The 16,282-nt window shown below is 63.6% G+C and carries 15 protein-coding genes; 7 read left to right on the forward strand and 8 right to left on the reverse strand.

The window, feature by feature from the left end:
- The first annotated feature begins 51 nt into the window (after positions 1-51).
- From ACERI1_RS03760 to ACERI1_RS03775, 4 genes are all read left to right on the forward strand, one after another.
- Entirely contained in the window at positions 52-732 is a 681-nt protein-coding gene (locus ACERI1_RS03760) for a hypothetical protein (protein WP_373616693.1), read from the forward strand.
- Positions 733-865: 133 nt separating this feature from the next.
- Positions 866-1,351, forward strand: coding sequence for an Lrp/AsnC family transcriptional regulator (locus ACERI1_RS03765; protein ID WP_373616694.1), 486 nt, complete (start codon positions 866-868; stop codon positions 1,349-1,351).
- A 2-nt stretch (positions 1,352-1,353) separates the two neighbouring features.
- Positions 1,354-2,511: a pyridoxal phosphate-dependent aminotransferase gene (locus tag ACERI1_RS03770; RefSeq protein WP_373616695.1), complete on the forward strand. Its 1,158-nt coding sequence runs from the start codon at positions 1,354-1,356 to the stop codon at positions 2,509-2,511.
- A 316-nt stretch (positions 2,512-2,827) separates the two neighbouring features.
- Complete coding sequence (locus ACERI1_RS03775; RefSeq protein WP_373616696.1) at positions 2,828-4,690, forward strand: PAS domain-containing protein; 1,863 nt, start codon at positions 2,828-2,830, stop codon at positions 4,688-4,690.
- Positions 4,691-4,693: 3 nt separating this feature from the next.
- On the opposite strand, the gene ACERI1_RS03780 is transcribed toward ACERI1_RS03775, so the two are convergent.
- The 3 genes from ACERI1_RS03780 to ACERI1_RS03790 all read right to left on the reverse strand — a co-directional run bounded on the left by ACERI1_RS03780 (position 4,694) and on the right by ACERI1_RS03790 (position 8,247).
- The gene (locus tag ACERI1_RS03780; RefSeq protein ID WP_373616697.1) at positions 4,694-5,281 is read right to left on the reverse strand and encodes a response regulator; all 588 of its coding nucleotides are present in this window, start codon (positions 5,279-5,281) and stop codon (positions 4,694-4,696) included.
- Positions 5,282-5,383: 102 nt separating this feature from the next.
- Entirely contained in the window at positions 5,384-7,537 is a 2,154-nt protein-coding gene (gene purL, locus ACERI1_RS03785; protein WP_373616698.1) for a phosphoribosylformylglycinamidine synthase subunit PurL, read from the reverse strand.
- A gap of 161 nt (positions 7,538-7,698) precedes the next feature.
- The gene (locus ACERI1_RS03790) at positions 7,699-8,247 is read right to left on the reverse strand and encodes an OsmC family protein (RefSeq protein WP_373616699.1); all 549 of its coding nucleotides are present in this window, start codon (positions 8,245-8,247) and stop codon (positions 7,699-7,701) included.
- 342 nt (positions 8,248-8,589) lie between these two features.
- On the opposite strand from ACERI1_RS03790, the gene ACERI1_RS03795 reads away from it, so the two are divergent.
- The 3 genes from ACERI1_RS03795 (at position 8,590) to ACERI1_RS03805 (ending at position 11,130) form a co-directional block, all read left to right on the forward strand.
- Positions 8,590-9,129, forward strand: coding sequence for an OsmC family protein (locus ACERI1_RS03795; RefSeq protein ID WP_373616700.1), 540 nt, complete (start codon positions 8,590-8,592; stop codon positions 9,127-9,129).
- A gap of 178 nt (positions 9,130-9,307) precedes the next feature.
- The gene (locus ACERI1_RS03800; protein ID WP_373616701.1) at positions 9,308-9,991 is read left to right on the forward strand and encodes a CehA/McbA family metallohydrolase; all 684 of its coding nucleotides are present in this window, start codon (positions 9,308-9,310) and stop codon (positions 9,989-9,991) included.
- A complete protein-coding gene (locus ACERI1_RS03805) occupies positions 9,988-11,130 on the forward strand; it encodes an asparagine synthase C-terminal domain-containing protein (RefSeq protein ID WP_373616702.1) in 1,143 nt (380 codons plus the stop codon). The genes ACERI1_RS03800 and ACERI1_RS03805 overlap by 4 nt, the downstream gene beginning before the upstream one ends.
- Positions 11,131-11,144: 14 nt before the next feature.
- Here the strand turns inward: ACERI1_RS03805 and ACERI1_RS03810 are convergent, their stop codons facing one another.
- The 5 genes from ACERI1_RS03810 to ACERI1_RS03830 form a co-directional block, all read right to left on the reverse strand.
- Positions 11,145-11,471, reverse strand: a complete 327-nt coding sequence (locus tag ACERI1_RS03810) for a cupin domain-containing protein (protein ID WP_373616703.1) — start codon at positions 11,469-11,471, stop codon at positions 11,145-11,147.
- 80 nt (positions 11,472-11,551) lie between these two features.
- A complete protein-coding gene (locus ACERI1_RS03815) occupies positions 11,552-12,643 on the reverse strand; it encodes a P-loop NTPase (RefSeq protein ID WP_373616704.1) in 1,092 nt (363 codons plus the stop codon).
- Positions 12,644-12,794: 151 nt separating this feature from the next.
- Positions 12,795-13,106: a hypothetical protein gene (locus tag ACERI1_RS03820; protein ID WP_008010444.1), complete on the reverse strand. Its 312-nt coding sequence runs from the start codon at positions 13,104-13,106 to the stop codon at positions 12,795-12,797.
- Positions 13,103-14,455 (reverse strand): NrfD/PsrC family molybdoenzyme membrane anchor subunit, encoded by a 1,353-nt coding sequence (gene nrfD / locus ACERI1_RS03825; RefSeq protein ID WP_373616706.1) that lies wholly within the window; start codon positions 14,453-14,455, stop codon positions 13,103-13,105. Before nrfD ends, ACERI1_RS03820 begins: the two co-directional genes overlap by 4 nt.
- The gene (locus ACERI1_RS03830) at positions 14,452-16,140 is read right to left on the reverse strand and encodes a 4Fe-4S ferredoxin N-terminal domain-containing protein (RefSeq protein WP_373616708.1); all 1,689 of its coding nucleotides are present in this window, start codon (positions 16,138-16,140) and stop codon (positions 14,452-14,454) included. Before ACERI1_RS03830 ends, nrfD begins: the two co-directional genes overlap by 4 nt.
- Positions 16,141-16,282: the final 142 nt, after the last annotated feature.

Below are 16,282 nucleotides of genomic sequence, written 5' to 3' on the forward strand. Positions count from 1 at the left end.
CACAGGGTGCGACGACTCACATATTTGTACCTTCAGGATCATCGACGAGGTATGAAGACGCTCGAGGTCACCGACGAACAGTACGCCTTCATCCAGCACCTCCGCGAGGAGATCTCCGAATCCGTCGTCGGCAAATACGGCTTCGTCCGCGAACGCGATGCCGTCCAGTTTCTGATCGACAATCTCGACGGCGAGGTCGAACTCGACGCCGACGAGTTCGACTCCTCGGCGACCGACGACGTCGCGGCCTCCGTCGGCGCTGCCATCGACGGCGACGACGATCCACACGAACTCGCGGAAGTCTCGTACATCGAAGACGAGACGGCAACGGCAGCGACCGACGATCGACTGGACGACGATGCCGACGCCGACCGCGAGCCAACGGTGACTGAGCCGGAGACGGCCGACGGCGAATCCGCAGGGAGCGACTCGGAGACGGATGACGTGGACGACGGATCGGCTGACGAGTCGGGCGCACCCGACGAGACCGTGCCGGGGACGGGTGGAGACGCCGATTCGGACAGTGACGACGACAGCAACAGCGGGGATGGCTCGGCCGACGACGACGACATGTTAGACGAGATGATGAGCCTGCTCGAGACCCACGACGACAAGTGGCAAGAGTCGAGTTCGGCTGACTACCGATATGCCGTCGACCTCCCCGACGGCTCGACCGAACAGGTCCAGACGAAAGACGACGTGCGGGCGTTGCTGTTCAAGAACTACCGCTGATCCCTCGGCAACGAGTACTGTCCTATTTTTGTCTCATCAAGGCGAGCAGTGACGCGGGAACGCAACCTCTCGTCGGTGCAACGAACGCGACAAGAACGTTAGACCTTTACTCGCGCTCGCGCTTCGAAGGGATATGAGCGAACGCGAGGTGCTCGAGTTGCTTCGTGAGAACGCGCGATACTCGGCGGCCGATATCGCGCGAATGACCGACCTCGAGGAAGACGAGGTCGAGGCAGCCATCGAGGAACTCGAGGCAGCAGGTCTGGTACGTGGCTACCAGGCGGTCGTCGACTGGGATCGGCTCGAGGACGAGCGCGTCCGCGCCGAGGTCGAGTTGAACGTCCGTCTCGACCGCGAGACGGGCTACGACGACATCGCAGAGCGCCTCGCACGGTTCCCGCAAGTCACGGCGTTGCGACTGGTCAGCGGTGACTACGACTTCGACATGGAAGTCGAGGGCGACTCTATCCGCGAGGTTTCCCAGTTCATCAGCGAAAAGGTCGCGCCTGTCCCCGAGATCACCCAGACGGTCACCCACTACGTGATGACTTCCTACAAGGAAAACGGGATCGAACTCGGTGACGGCGAGGACGACGACCGCCTCTCCTATTCACCCTGACAATGACGTTCGAACTGTCAGACCGGGTGCAGGCGGTCCCGCCGTCGGGCATCCGCCGGTTCTTCGAAATCGCCGAGGAACGCGACGAGGTCATTTCGCTTGGTGTCGGCGAACCCGACTTCGCGACGCCGTGGGCAGCCCGCGACGCCGCGATCACGTCCTTAGAGCAGGGTAAGACCTCGTATACGGCAAACCGGGGCAAGCGCGAACTCCGCGAGGCGATCGCCGACTACGTCGCCGACCGGTTTGACCTGGGCTACGATCCCGACGAGGAGATCATCGTCACCGCCGGCGCCAGCGAGGCTGTCGATCTGGCTTTCCGGGCGTTCGTCAACCCCGGCGACACGGTCGCGATCGCCCAGCCGGCGTACATCTCCTACGAGCCCGGCGTGATCTTCGCCGGCGGCGAGGTGTTGCCGGTCCCAACCAGAGAGGAAGACGACTTTCGGCTCACCGTCGAGGGGCTCGAGGAGGCCGGCGCGGCCGACGCCGACGTGCTCGTCCTCTGTTATCCCAACAACCCGACGGGGGCGATCATGCCCGAGGAGGACTTAGAGCCGATCGCCGAGTTCGCCCGCGAACACGACCTGACGGTCTTCTCGGACGAGATCTACGCCGAACTCACCTACGACGGCGAGCACACCTCTATCGCGAGCCTCGAGGGGATGCGCGAACGCACCATCGTCTTCAACGGCTTCTCGAAGGCCCACGCGATGACCGGCCTCCGACTGGGCTACGCACTCGGACCGGCAGACGCGATCGGTGCGATGAACAAGATCCACCAGTACACGATGCTCTCGGCCCCGACGACGGCCCAGTACGCCGCACTCGAGGCGCTCGACTCCTGTGACAACGACGTCGAAGAGATGGTCGAGGAATACGACCGCCGGCGGCGGTTCGTCCTCTCGCGGTTTCGTGAGATCGGGATGGACGTCTTCGAGGCCAAGGGTGCGTTCTACTGCTTCCCCGAGGTGCCCGAAGGGTTCACCGCCGAGGAGTTCGCCGAGGAAGTCCTTCGCGAACAGGGCGTCGCGGTCGTCCCCGGCGATGTCTTCGGCGATGTCGGCGAGGGTCACCTGCGGGTCTCCTATGCGACCGGCCTCGAAGACCTCCGGAGAGCACTGAATCGGATCGAGGCGTTCGTCGCGGACCACGCCTGATACGGTCTGCTGTCACGATGTCCCGGTGGGCCCGCAGTACGGGTCGCGGTCCCACTGGCACCCACTGACAGGAGCCCGTATGAATCGGACGCGAAGCATTCGTCGCGCCCGTTCTCAGAAAGCACAGCGCTGACTCGCTATTATATTCGAACAGACCTGTTGGACACAGTACAGAGCGCCCTGCAGCCACGACACTAAAATAGGGGGTTCACAAACAATGGGCTGACTGTCCGTCGATGGTATCAACGACTGTGGGAGAAGGGCGTCTCGAGCGCGGGACGGGGCCGAATCGAACGGGTGCCGGAGGTGTCGCGCCGTGACGACGCGCTCCGTCCCGATCGTCGATCGCGTCACCGACGCATTCTTCGCGCTCGATACCGGCTTTCGGTTCACGTATCTCAACGAGCGGGCCGAGACGCTGCTGAAACGCTCCCGCGAGGAGTTGATCGGTCGGGTCATGTGGGACGAGTTCCCCCAGACCGTCGAGACGCAGTTCCCCGACGGGTTCCACCGCGCGATGGACGAACAGGTGCCGGTTTCCTTCGAGATCTATCACACCCACCTCGAGACGTGGTTCGAAGCCCGTGCCTACCCCTCCGAGACCGGCCTCTCGGTCTATATGCGCGACGTCAGCGAGCGCAAGGCTCAAGAGACGACGCTGGCCCAACACGCCGCGGTCGTTGAGGCGATCCGCGATGCCGTCGTCACGCTCGATCGCAACCGCGAAATCGTCACCGTCAACGGCGCGACTGAATCGGTCATCGGCGCGGACCGCTCACAGCTCGTCGGCGAGCACGTCGAGACGCTGACCGAGCTGGCTGGAATCGACGACGACCACGCCGTCGAGATCGGGCGGGCGATCACCGACGTCGACATCGGCACCGCCGACCGCCGCCAGCTCGAGTTGCCCTACACCGGACCCGACGGTGACGACCGGATGGGCGAGGTTCGGTTCGTTCCCATCGAAGACAACACGGCGACCGTCGCCGCCGTCATCCGCGATATCACCGAGCAACACGAGTACGACCGCGTCGTCACGTCGCTTCACGAGGTCACCCGGTGGCTTCTCGGCTCCGACGACCCCGAGGAGATCTGTGCGATCGCCGTTCACTCGGGCAGCGACCTGCTCGATCTGCCCATCAGCGGCATCTGGCTGCTCGAGGGGGAACACGGCTATCTCGAGCCGGTCGCCGGCACTGCCGGTGCCCACGACGAGTTCGGCGGTCTCCCCCGGTTCAATCCCGGCGAGAGTGTCGTCTGGGATGTCTTCGAGGCCGGCGACATCGAACTGTTCGACGACCTCGATGCGACGGACGAACTCTACGATCCCGACACGCCGCTTCGCTCGGAGATCATCGCGCCCATCGGCACCCACGGCGTGCTCATGACCGGCTCGTTCGATCCCCACCGGTTCGACGAGACCGACGTCGATCTCATCTCAACGCTCGTCGAGAACACGCGCGCCGCCCTCGACCGGGCCGACCGGGAACGGGTTCTCAGAGACCGGACCGCCGAACTCGAGCGCCAGACCGAACGCCTCGAAGCCGTCGCGGACATCCTCTCGAGCGACCTCCAGCACCAACTCGACGCGGTCGCCGACGCGATCGAGGACGACGATGCCGACGAGTGGGAGTTTCCCCTCGCGGAGAACACCGTCGAAACCACGCTCGATCGGGCCGAACGCCTCGTCGACGACGTCCGCGAGTTCGCCCGAAACGCGACCGCCGTCGGCCCCCGAAGCCGGATCGACCTCGCGTCGGCGATCGCCGACGCCGTCAGCGACTCTCGCGTCGACGAGGACGCGCTCGTCGTCGACGCGACAGCCACGCTCCGGGCCGACTCTGACCGATTCGTCCACCTCCTCGAGACAGCCTTCGACAGCGCCGCCGCGCGGGCCGACGACGACGTGACGATTCAGATCGGGTTGGTCGGCTTCGACGACGACGGCACGCGCGGCTTTTTTATGCTCGATGACGCCGCTGAAATCCCGCCAACCGCACACGACCGTGTTCTCGATCCGACCGCCGACGACGAGACCGCGATCGACGGGCTCGGCCTCGCACTCGTCCGTGCCATCGCCGAAGCCCACGACTGGACGTCTACCGTCACGAACGGCCACAACGGCGGCACGCGGATCGAAATCCGAGATATCACGACCCTCGAGCGCCGTCTCTCGTAGCCTCTACTTGTCGACGAGAGAATCGCGGGCGATGTCCTGACAGACCTGTCGGTATCCGTCCCGTTCCAGCAGTTCCGTCACCGTCTCGTCGACCCGGGCACGGCGGACGGCCAATCGATCCGTGAGTTCGGCGTACCCCTGGCTGGACTGCCGCTCGGCCTCCGTCTTTCGCTCGTCGAGCAGCGCTTTCTTCGACGCGAGCATGAACAACTCCTGGAGCTGCTCGTCGTAAGTCGCACGAAGGCGGAGTTGCTCGATAACGTCGGTGAGTTCGCCCTGGGAGACCGGTTTGACGAGGTAGTCGTCGAACCCCAGCTCGACGATGTCGAAATCTGGCTCGATCGCCGTCACCATCGCGACCTGACAGCCGAGCGATCGCTCTCGGACGGTCTCGAGGACAGTATCGCCCGACAGATCTGGCATCCGCCGATCGAGCAAGACGATATCGATCGTGTCGTCGATCGCATCGAGCGCAGCAGTGCCACGGGTCGCAGTCTCGACATCGTACTCATCCTCGAGCCACGCGGTATAGAGGGCCGCGAGGTCGGGTTCGTCTTCGACGATCAGAATGGACGGTGTCTCAGTAGTCATCGAACGTGCTCCGGAACTGTCCGTTCGATGAACGAATCGTCCCGCCAGTATATCAATATTCCGGGCAATCGACGGAACGCCCGGGCCTGCCGATCTCGACCGTTACTCGAGTTCGCGTCCGATCGTCGCGCGTTGCTCGCTGATCTCGGTTGCGTCGGTTTCGATCGTTCGGTCGCCAACGTCGATCGTGAGTCGCCCGTCGTCGGTCGCAGCGCCGAGTTTGACGACCGGCGCGACGCCGTCGAACGCCTCGCGGACTGTCTCGACCGAGTCGGTCTGGATCAGTGCGCGACCGGGCTGCTCGTAGAAGAGTTCGCTCGCGGGGTCCTCCCCCGGAAGCGAGACCTCGAGGCCGGCGTCGTCGGTGACCATCTCGGCGAGGGAAACGGCGAGACCGCCGTGGCTGACGTCGTGGACGGCCAGCGTCGTGTCGTCGTCTGCGACTGCGGCCAGCGTTTCGACGAAGCTGGTGGGTTCGTCGGGCAGTTCGGGGAACCCGTCGCTGCCGTCGAACTGTGCGAGATACTCGGAGCCGCCGAGGCCGAGGTCGCCTGCCTCGAGTCCGAGGTCGCCGACGAGCACCAGGTCGCCGTCGGCGTCGACCGACAGCGGCGGCGCGTCGTAGCCGTCTTTGGCACCGACCATCGCCAGCGTCGGCGTCGGCGGAATCGGCCCCGCGACGGAGTCGTTGTACAGCGAGACGTTGCCGCCGACGATCGGCGTCGACAGCGTCTCACACATCTCTGCGAGGCCATCGACGATACCAGTAAAGCCACCGTAGACGTCAGGCTTCTCCGGATTACCGCCGTTGAGGCAGTTCACTGCGGCCAGTGGCGTCGCGCCTTTGGCCGCGATGTTCGTCGCGTTCTCGAGTGCGACCGCGCGGGCACCCTCGTAGGGCGCGACGTCGGTCCAGTTGGGTGCCGCACCCGAGGAGATCGCCAGGCCCTGTTCGGCTTCGCGGACGGCGATGATAGCCGCGTCGTCGCCCGGCCCCACGCTCGTGCGGACGCCGACTTCGTGGTCGTACTGGCGGTAGACCCACCGCTTCGAGGCCGTGTTCGGACTCGAGACGACGGCATCGAACGCGTCCTCGAGGTCGACATCCGGCAGCTCAGTCTCTGGCTCCTCGAGGTCCTCGGTCGGGAGGTCGTTCATCGGCGCGCCCTCGCCGAGGAAGTAGGCGTCGACGTCGACGACCGTCTCGCCCTCAAACGTACAGACGTAGTTGCCGTCGGTGACCTCGCCGATGACCGAACAGCCGAGATCGAACCGCTCGACGATCTCGCGTACGCGGTCGACGTTGTCCGGCTCGACCTCGTAGCACATTCGCTCCTGCGATTCGGCGAGCAGGATCTCCATGGCGTTCATGTTCGGCTCGCGCTGGTGGACACGCTCGAGTTCGATCCGTGCGCCGAGGTCGGCTTTGGCGACCATTTCGCTCGAGGCACCGCCGAGGCCGGCGGCACCGAGGTCGCGGGCCGATTCGATCAGGTTCTCGTCGACGAGCGCCTCGTTAGCCTCGATGAGCAGCTTCTCGGCGTAGGGGTCTCCAACCTGCACTGCAGGGCGGTCTTCAGTTTCGGCGTCTTCGGCGAGGTCCTCGCTGGCGAAGCTCGCGCCGCCGAGTCCGTCGCGACCGGTGGCGTTACCGACGAGGACGAGCTTGTTACCCGGCTCCTGTGCCTCGGCGGTGACGAGTCGCTCTTCGTTCGTCAGCCCAACACAGGCGACGTTGACTAACGGATTGCCCTCGTATTTGGAGTGGAAGTCGACGCTGCCGGCGACGGTGGGGACGCCGATACAGTTGCCGTAGTGGCTGATCCCCTCGACGACGCCCTCGAAGAGGTACTTCGAGTGGTCGTCGTCGAACTCGCCGAAGTACAGCGAGTCCGCGAGCGCGATCGGGTACGCGCCCATCGAGAGCGTGTCCCGAACGATGCCGCCGACACCGGTCGCCGCGCCGTCGAACGGGTCGACGTAGGAGGGGTGGTTGTGGCTTTCGATCCCCATCGTGATGTACGTGTCACCGGCCTCGTCGTCGCCGCTGTCGGGGAGTGCGACGACTGCCGCGTCGTCGCCCGGCCCGATGACGACGTTCTCGCCCTCGCTGTCGAAGGCCGACAGCAGCGGTCGCGAGGAGCGGTACGCACAGTGCTCGCTCCAGAGGTTCTCGAACAGCGCCGCCTCCGCCCGTGTCGGCTCCCGGTCCAGTTCGGAAACGACGAGTTCGCGGTCCGAATCGGCAAGACTCATTCATCTAGGTGATGAAAGTGGGCCGGTAAAGGGGTTTCTATATGCACGTTTGTGGATATCGGTTTCGGTCGCTCGAGCGGCTGGTTCGCAGTCGAGCGATCGACGATAGGAAAACGAAGCAGGAGCTTGCTGCTATCCGATACCGACGCGCCGCGATGTCCTTATTCGAAGTCGAGATCGAACTCGAGGGACACCTGGTTCGTCACGTTGTCGTACAGCGGCGACGTCTCGAGGACTTCCTCGTGTAACGCCTCGAGTTCCTCGTCCGACGCGTCGGCGTCGATGTGGGTCGTCGCACGAATCTCCTCGTATCCTGCCCGAACCTCGTCGCTCAGCCCGAGGAAGCCCCGGAGGTCGATGTCGCCCTCGAACTCGAAGCGCATGTCGTCGATTTCGATTCCCTTCGCCGCGGCGTGGCCCGCGTAGGTCACGCTGAGACACGAGCCGATGGCAGCCAGGAGGTGTTCGACCGCGTTCGGGCCGGTCCGTTCGCCGAGCAACGCCGCTGGTTCGTCGCCGGTTACGGTGAACTCCGGCGATTCGATCGTCGTCTCGTTCTGTTCGAAGTCGCTAATGCGTGTCTCGCTGGCGAAGCCACCCGTCCACTCCGTCTCGGCACGGAACGTGAACGACGCTTGCTCCGACTCTGCAGAGACGCCTTCGATGAGCGACTCGAGTTCGTCGACATCGAGTCCGTTTGTTCTGGTCATGAGTGATTTGTGCAATATTCCGTCCCCTGCAGACTCTGATAACCCTTTCGAAGTAGTCACAACATATGGTATCAGATTAGGAAGAACTAGCAATATTCGTATCTAATTAACACCAAATATTTTGCGTTCCTGGATAGAGTCGCAGTCGGCACTAGTTATCGAACTCCATTGAACGAACAGTACTGCCCGTATAACGTCTGTTTTCGAGACCAATATGCTCAACAGCACATCTCAGAACTAGCTGCACGTCGGGTATAGTTACCTCATCTCATTCGGAAATAATGTCTATTTCCGCCGGGTTTACAACCGGGACAGCGCTACCTGGTATTGGATAGTATCTGCATGACTCTGAAGAACGGAATCGATATGGAGAAGTTCGAACAGCTCACTGCCGCTGCCGAGGACGACCCGGAAAACGCCGACTTCCGGTTTTTTGCGGAAACGGAGTGGACCGGCGATACGACGTGTGAAACCACCGTCAGTGAGATCGAAAAAGGGGACACGCTCGTCGACTCGCCCGAGTTCACCATGGAAGGTGCGTTGTTCGGCCACCGTGACGCACCGAACGCACTCGAGCAGTTGCTGTCCTCGCTTGGGACCTGTCTGACGATCACCTACGCCGCCCACGGCGCAAAGCGGGATATCGAGATCTCCGAGATCCGCCTCGAGTTCGAGGGCCGGGCCGACATGCGCGGCCTCCTCGGGCTCGCCGACGACGTCCGCCCTGGCTTCGATCACATCGAGTGTACCGCACACGTCGAGTCACCCGCATCGACAGCCGAACTCGAGGAAGTACAGGAGGCCGCGCACGCGAGTTCACCCATCCTCGATAACCTCGAGAACGAAGTGACGGTCGACATTCACCACGCGACAGCGGAGTAACCCGACGTCGCGTTCGATCCTGCAGACACACTCTGGCCTCGACTGATCGAACGCTCGATTTTCGCTTTCACTCGGCTTCGAGACCACTCGGTTTCCGTCCCACCGTGTGACCGTGATCGCGACGCGAGTTGCACGGCTAATCGAGGCGCTTTTGATCAGGCCGTCTAAACGTACGTTCGTGCTGTCGGTCGAACTCCACACGCACTCGGCGCTGTCGTACGACGGCCGGGATCCGGTCGAGCTCATCTTGGAGCAGGCCGAGGCGATCGGTCTCGACGCGATCGCGGTGACCGATCACGACGAGATCGACGCAAGCCTCGAGGCCGCAGAGCGCGCGCCAGACTACGGTCTCGTGGGCATTCCGGGGATGGAAATCTCGAGTCAAGCGGGCCACATACTGGGACTTGGCCTCGAGGAGGCGGTACCGCCCGGCTTGTCCTTCGAGTCGACGCTCGAGGCAATCCACGATCAGGACGGGCTGGCGGTTATTCCACATCCCTTTCAGGAGGCCCGCCACGGCGTGATGGCCCGCATCTCCCGCGAGCAACTCGCGGCGGGCGACGCCATCGAGGTCTATAATTCGCGGCTGTTTACCGGTCGGGCGAACCGACAGGCAGAACGCTACGCGCGCTCTCGAGGACTGCCGATGACCGCCGGCAGCGACGCCCACATCAGCGAGATGGTCGGGCAAGCGGTCACGCGCGTCGACGCCGAGGAACGCTCCGCCGAGGCGATCCTCGCAGCGATCGCGGACGGACGAACCACAGTCGAGGGAAAGCGCACGCCCTGGCGGATCAGCGTCCAGCAGTTCGCCGGCGGCGTCACGAGACGACTGGGCCGCGTGTTGAATCTCCTCCGATGACCGAGCCAACGCTTCACGGTGCCGACCCGGCAACCGTTCGCGACGCACTCGCCGACGCTGACCCGCTCCCGGGAACGACTGGTTTCGCGGGCGAACTCGACGATCGTCTCGTTCGCGACGTCCTCGGACGAGTGCCCCTGTACGTCGACACCGACCCTGACGCCTCGAGTGCGACCCCAGCGTGGGCGTTCGAGCCGAGTGCACTCGAGGATCCGACGCTTTTCCCAGCCGGCGTGGCCGCTCCCATCGACGAGCCGCTGCCGCTGCCGGAGCCGGAATCACACTGGGCGCTGCCTGAGCCGGCCCCCGAGACGGACCACGAGGCCGCTACCGACGCCCTCGAGCGTGCTATCCGTCAAGCGACCGCAGCCGTCAAACGTGAGGATCAGGACATCGCTGTCGCCTTCTCCGGCGGGGTCGACTCGGCGCTGGTGGCCGAACTGCTCGACGCGCCGCTGTATGTCGTCGGCTTCCCCGACAGCCACGATGTCGAAGCCGCGCGGACGGCTGCCGACGCGATGGGCCGCGAGCTTACGGTCGTCGACCTCGAGCCAGCCGACCTCGAGCGGGCCGTCCCCGAGGTCGCACGGGCGATCGGGCGAACGAACGCGATGGACGTTCAAATCGCCCTGCCGCTGTATCTGGTCGGCGAACGCGTCGCCGCCGACGGATTCGACGCGCTCGCGGTCGGGCAGGGAGCCGACGAACTGTTCGGCGGCTACGAGAAGGTCGTCCGACTCGACCACCGGGTCGCAGCAGAGACGACCCGCGGGGCCGTCCGCGAGGGAATCCGGAGCCTCCCCGAGCAACTGCCGCGGGACGTGCTGACGATCGAAGCGACGGGACTCGAGCCGGTCGCGCCGCTGCTGCACGACGCCGTCGTCGCGGCGGCGCTTCGCCTGCCGGACGAGTTGCTGGCCGACGAGGACGAACGAAAACGTGGCTTCCGACGCGTGGCGGCCCGCTATCTGCCCGCCGAGGTCGCCAACAGGGACAAGAAGGCCGTCCAGTACGGCAGCCTCGTCGCCCGCGAACTGGATCGACTCGCCCGGCAGGCCGGCTACAAACGCCGGATGGACGACCACGTCACCAAGTATGTCGCGTCGTTGCTCGAGGATGCGGAGACGACGGCTGAGTAGATACGTGCCTCGTCTCAGGACGGCATCGGACAGAGACTCGCCGTAAAGACCACCGTCTCGTCGGTGTCGTTTCTCGCGCCATGGACGACGCCGCGCTGGTGGTGGACCACCCCGGGCGCATCGATCTCCTCGCGCTCATCGCCCTGGATGACTGTCACTGTCCCCTCGAGCACGTGGAAGACGTTCGTACTATCGCCGTGTTCGTGGGCCTCGAGTTCTGCGTCCGGCCCGAGGGCGAACGCTTTCACGAGGACATCGTCGCTGACGACCAGTTCCGTGGTTTCGATCTCGCCATCGGCTGGCTCGAGGGCGGCGATCGCGTCGGCGTATTCGTCGCGCATATCGAGTCGGTTCGACGGACGGGATTATAACAGCAGGGGGAGAGAAACGAGGGAGTCGGCCGCCGGTATGGGGGAGGCGCTTAGTCTTCCGTCTCGGTCGGCAGCTTGTTCGCGGGCTCTTGCGTAATGTTTTCCGAGACCGTCCGGCGGTTGGTCTCGCCTACCCGATCGGCGACCTCGCCGACGACGTCCTCGAGGTGGCTCTGGACCTCGCTGTCGTCGTTTTTGACCAGGGCCCCTTTGCTGCCGTCGGCCCCGAAGTCGGGATGGATCGGAATCCGGCCCAGCAGTGGGATGTCGTACTTGTCGACGATGGTGTCAGCGCCGCCGGTGCCGAACAGACCGTGCTGGTCACCACAGGACGGACAAATGAAGGAGCTCATGTTCTCGACGACGCCCAGGACCGGGGTGTCGTGTTTGTTGAACATCTGGATCCCCTTGCGGGTGTCGTCGAGTGCCATTTCCTGTGGCGTCGTGACGACGACGGCACCGGTGACGGGCATCGACTGCAGCAGGTTCAGCGTCGCGTCGCCCGTTCCCGGCGGCAGGTCGACGATCAGGTAGTCGAGTCGGCCCCACTCGACGCCCTCTAAGAACTTCATCATGAACTTGTTGACCATCGGCCCACGGAGGATCGCGGGGTCGTCCTCGTTTTCCATCATCATTCCCATGCTGATGATGCGGACGCCGTCCGAACGCGGCGGGACGATTTCCTCGTTGGGCGTGACGCCGGGATCGCTCTCGGCCGGGAGGATCTGGGGAACGTTCGGCCCGTGAATGTCGGCGTCGAGCAGTCCGACCATCGCGCCGCGTTTCTCGAGCCCGGCCGCAAGGTTGGCCGCAACCGTCGTCTTGCCGACCCCACCTTTTCCGGAGGAGACGGCGATGACGTTGCGAACGCGTGGCAGGACTTCGTCGTCGAAGCCGTGTTCCTCGTCGACGTGTGCTCGCAGGTCGGCCTCGAGACCGGCGTCTTCGATGACGTCGCGGATCTGGTTGCCGATCTCCATCTCGGAGGGTGCATACGGCGCGTTAAACGCAAGCGAGATGCGAGCCGTCTCGTCGTCGATCGTGACGTCGTTGACCAGTCCGAGCGAGACGATGTCCTCGCCGATGTCCGGATCCTCGACCTCCTCGAGTTTGATTTCGAGCTCGTGTGCTGTGATGGTCATAGTGTCGGTGTGCTAGCCGTATGGAGGATCCGGAACGGGATACGTGTGATGGTTCGAGCGTCGAGAGCGACACACGGAGTCGGGACTGGCGAGTTCGACTGTGGCGCTGCGAAAAATGAAATCGATCGGTTGATTGTGAGACGGCTGTCGGTTATGGCGGGCCGACGCTGCTGATCGGCTCCGGTGGGCCGCCGTAGAAGACGACGCCGATCAGGACGGTCAGGATGAACATCCCGACCCACATCGAGGTCGTCAGGCCGACGAGATAGCCGACGCCGAGCAGTCCACTCGACGTGTCACGGGGCTTCCCGAGGAACCATGCTGCGAGCATGATGTAGACCGGGACCAGGATGATCGCGAAGATGACCCAGGTCCCCTCGTTGGGGAAGCCGGTGAAGCCGCCGGTGCCGTCGTAGCCGTGATACAGGAGTTCCGACGCGAATGTTGTCAGTGCTGGACTCATGCTTCCACCTCCGGTTCGGTCGCCTCGTCACCGTGTGCGTGGTCGCCACGCATGTGTTCGACCGCGTGGAGCTCGACCACTGGGACGAGCTTCGAGACGTTGAGGAATAAAAGTGCCACCAGTCCAGCAGTCCCAGCGAGCGACAGCCACTCGATCAGGCTCGGGAAGTAGGTCCCGGGCGTGTTGGCGTAGATGTCGAACACCGGGTGCTTGAATCCTTCGACGACGAACAGGACCTTCTCGGTCAGCGTCCCCGTAAGGATGACCCCGCTGGCGAGGAGCGCTCGCTTCTTGCTGAACAGCGACGGACGGATCGCCTGCAGGAAGATGTACACGAGCGTACTGAAGATCAGGAACATCGCAAGCTGATAGAGCGGGTGAGCGAGCTTCGCTTCGGCAGAGATTGCCTTCGCATTTGGTCCGAGGAAGACGCCGTTGAGAACGAACTGGAGCTGGAACCAGAGGAACAGCAGGGTGAAGAATCCGAGCCACAGGAGCAGCCCGCGGAAGATGTCGTCAGTGATGATGTGGTCCCAGTCGTAGGCGCGGCGGAACGCATACGAGATGATGGTCACACCGCCGATCGCCGACATCAGTGCGATGCTCAGGAACATCGGGCCCTGAATGCCGCCGGTCCAGGCGGGCATCGCCGGGAGCAGTGCGAACAGCCACGGGATGACGCCACCGTGGAGCAAGAGCGGGGCCATGATGATAACTGCCGCCGCGAGCCACCAGACCATCCGCTCGATGATCTCGTCTTCTTCCTCGGTGTAGCCAAGCGTCATCAGCTTGTAGACCGGCTCGAAGCGATCGGGAAGCTGATCACGCAGTCGGCTGATGTCGTATCGGAGCGTGAGCGCGAGATAGGTCGCCGACAGCACGAAGTAGGCCGTAATGACCGTCACGTCCCACACCAGCGGCGAGTTGTTGACCGTGATATGGTAGTGACCGATGACGCTCGTGACCATCCGGTCCGGTCGACCCATGTGGACCAGAATGTAGAAGCCGGCGGCCGAGAGGCCACCGATGGTCGTCATCTCCGCGAGTCGGGCGATCGGCATGTATCGATCCATCCCGAGCAGTCGGACAGCAGCCGAGAGGATGATACCGCCGTGTGCGACACCGACCCACCAGATGAATGCGCCGATGTACAGACCCCAGGTCGAGCCACCACCGGAGCCCCAGTCACCGAGCCCGGTGACGACTAGCCCCTTCTGGAGCTGGTAGGCCCAGCCCACGAGGAAGGCCACGAGGGCCAGGGCTGCGATGCCGTACAGGATGAAGTACTTCTTCGTGAGCGTGTTGATGGGACGAAGGATGTCCGCTTCGGTTGGCTCCTTCGTGCTCATAGCGACACCCCATCAATGTGGCCGACAGTACCTTTATCGAGTTCTTCCTGCCGCTTGTCGAGGAGACCGACGTCTTCGTACTTCGTCGGGCCCTCGACCTGACGGGCGTTCGTTCCGGGCTCCGCACCGAGGTACGTGACGTTCGGGTTCGTCCCGATGTCGTCGAGCAGGTTGAACGCGCTCGACTCGCCCACGTACTGCTGGAGTTGGAACCGTGCTTCCTGCTCGCTGCCGTCGCCGAGGTCCAGCGTATCGAGGGCCTCCTCGGTCTCGAGGTTGACGTACGATTCGATGGCGTCGAGGGACTCGAGAAGGGCCGCCTCGCTCTCGATCAGAGTGGTGTTGGCGTTGCCCTCGGGCTCGAGCCCTTCGCTGATGATGTCGATCGCTTTCATCATCGACAGCACCTCCTCGTCGAAGGTATCGCTCTCGCCGGCGGTGTCGAGCGCTTCGATCGCAGACTGGAGATCGTCACCATCGCTGAGCGTGCTGTCGACCGTCTCCGGATCGGGAACGTACCGACCACTACTGACGTGGTCGCCGCTCAGGTGGGCGATCGCCCGGCTCTTGACCGGGTGCTCGCGGTGCTGGTACGAGTCGCTCTTCTCGTCGTTGACGTCACCGAACTGGATCGCATTCGGCGGACAGGCCGATTCACAGGCGGTCGTCCCGACCTTCTCCTCGCCCTGTTTGCCGTCCTGCATGGTCGGACAGAACGTACACTTGCTCATGACGCCACGTGGGGCACGACTGTCGACCCACCGCGTGCCGTGTTCGTACTCGGCGTGCGTGATCTGGTCGGGGTCTTCGGGGCTCTCGAGGCCGTCGATGTCATCGTAGGCCACGCTGGGCTCGTCCCACTGGAAGTAGTTGACGCCGTACGGGCAGGCGACCTGACAGTATCGGCAACCGATACAGACGTCGTAGTCGGTCAACACGATACCGTCCTTGTCACGGGTGTGACGGGCGGTCGTCGGGCACACCTTCTCACAGGGGGCGTCCGTGCAGTGCTGGCACGGTCGCACGAGCATGTTGAAGTCGCTCCCCATGTTGAAGTCGGTGTAGGTACCGGATTCTCTCACACCCTGGCCACCCTCGGGAGAAGTATGGTTGCGGTCCTCCCAAGCCATGACGTACATCCAGTTGACGCCCGCGTCGAGGTCGTTCTCCTGCTTGCAGGCCTGCATGCAGGTCAGACAGCCGTCACAGCGTTCCAGGTCGATCGTCATGCCCCACTGGGTATCGGGTTTCTCGTGGGTCTCTGTACTACTACCGTGGCCGCCTTCGGCAACGCTGGCCTCGGGACCGTCGTCGACGGTGCCCCACGCACCGACGCCGACGGCTGCCGCGCCGACACCCATCTTCTTCATCGTTTCGCGACGGGTCTGCTCGCCGTCACCGTCGAACTTATCGAGCATTCGGGAGACCGTTCCCTTGGTCTCTTCCTGGGCCGCTTCGTAGGCCTCCTTCGTCGGACGCTCGTCCTCGCCGAACTCCTCCATCACGTCGTCGTGATATTTCTCGTGGAATTCGGCCTCAGAAAGTTCGCCGTTGGTGACTCGCATCGCGTCGCGAGCCATGTCCATACCGAGTTGGCTATCGTACTCGGTATCGTCGAGCATCGACTCGAGTTCGCCTTCCCACTCATTTCCGAGTGGATGGAATGATTCGTCGTCCGTACTCATCAGATCAGAACACCTCTGTATATGACACTGGTGTCATGCCGAGAGTACTCGACGGCATGCACTTGAAATCGTTCATTTGTGGTTCCTCATCCCTCGCTCATAACCCGACTTGGATGAAATATAGAGCCGATTTCCAGCGCGT

The organism is Natrinema sp. HArc-T2 (assembly GCF_041821085.1).
GTDB lineage: Archaea > Halobacteriota > Halobacteria > Halobacteriales > Natrialbaceae > Natrinema.

Bases quoted from the DNA above. Each gene is read 5' to 3' on its own strand.
- ACERI1_RS03760 (WP_373616693.1), top strand. From the start codon at position 52: ATGAAGACGCTCGAGGTCACCGACGAACAGTACGCCTTCATCCAGCAC.
- ACERI1_RS03790 (WP_373616699.1), bottom strand. From the start codon at position 8,247: ATGACCAGAACAAACGGACTCGATGTCGACGAACTCGAGTCGCTCATC.
- ACERI1_RS03830 (WP_373616708.1), bottom strand. From the start codon at position 16,140: ATGAGTACGGACGACGAATCATTCCATCCACTCGGAAATGAGTGGGAA.
- ACERI1_RS03820 (WP_008010444.1), bottom strand. From the start codon at position 13,106: ATGAGTCCAGCACTGACAACATTCGCGTCGGAACTCCTGTATCACGGC.
- nrfD (WP_373616706.1), bottom strand. From the start codon at position 14,455: ATGAGCACGAAGGAGCCAACCGAAGCGGACATCCTTCGTCCCATCAAC.
- ACERI1_RS03780 (WP_373616697.1), bottom strand. From the start codon at position 5,281: ATGACTACTGAGACACCGTCCATTCTGATCGTCGAAGACGAACCCGAC.
- ACERI1_RS03810 (WP_373616703.1), bottom strand. From the start codon at position 11,471: ATGCGCGACGAATACGCCGACGCGATCGCCGCCCTCGAGCCAGCCGAT.
- ACERI1_RS03765 (WP_373616694.1), top strand. From the start codon at position 866: ATGAGCGAACGCGAGGTGCTCGAGTTGCTTCGTGAGAACGCGCGATAC.
- ACERI1_RS03815 (WP_373616704.1), bottom strand. From the start codon at position 12,643: ATGACCATCACAGCACACGAGCTCGAAATCAAACTCGAGGAGGTCGAG.
- ACERI1_RS03795 (WP_373616700.1), top strand. From the start codon at position 8,590: ATGACTCTGAAGAACGGAATCGATATGGAGAAGTTCGAACAGCTCACT.
- ACERI1_RS03805 (WP_373616702.1), top strand. From the start codon at position 9,988: ATGACCGAGCCAACGCTTCACGGTGCCGACCCGGCAACCGTTCGCGAC.
- ACERI1_RS03770 (WP_373616695.1), top strand. From the start codon at position 1,354: ATGACGTTCGAACTGTCAGACCGGGTGCAGGCGGTCCCGCCGTCGGGC.
- purL (WP_373616698.1), bottom strand. From the start codon at position 7,537: ATGAGTCTTGCCGATTCGGACCGCGAACTCGTCGTTTCCGAACTGGAC.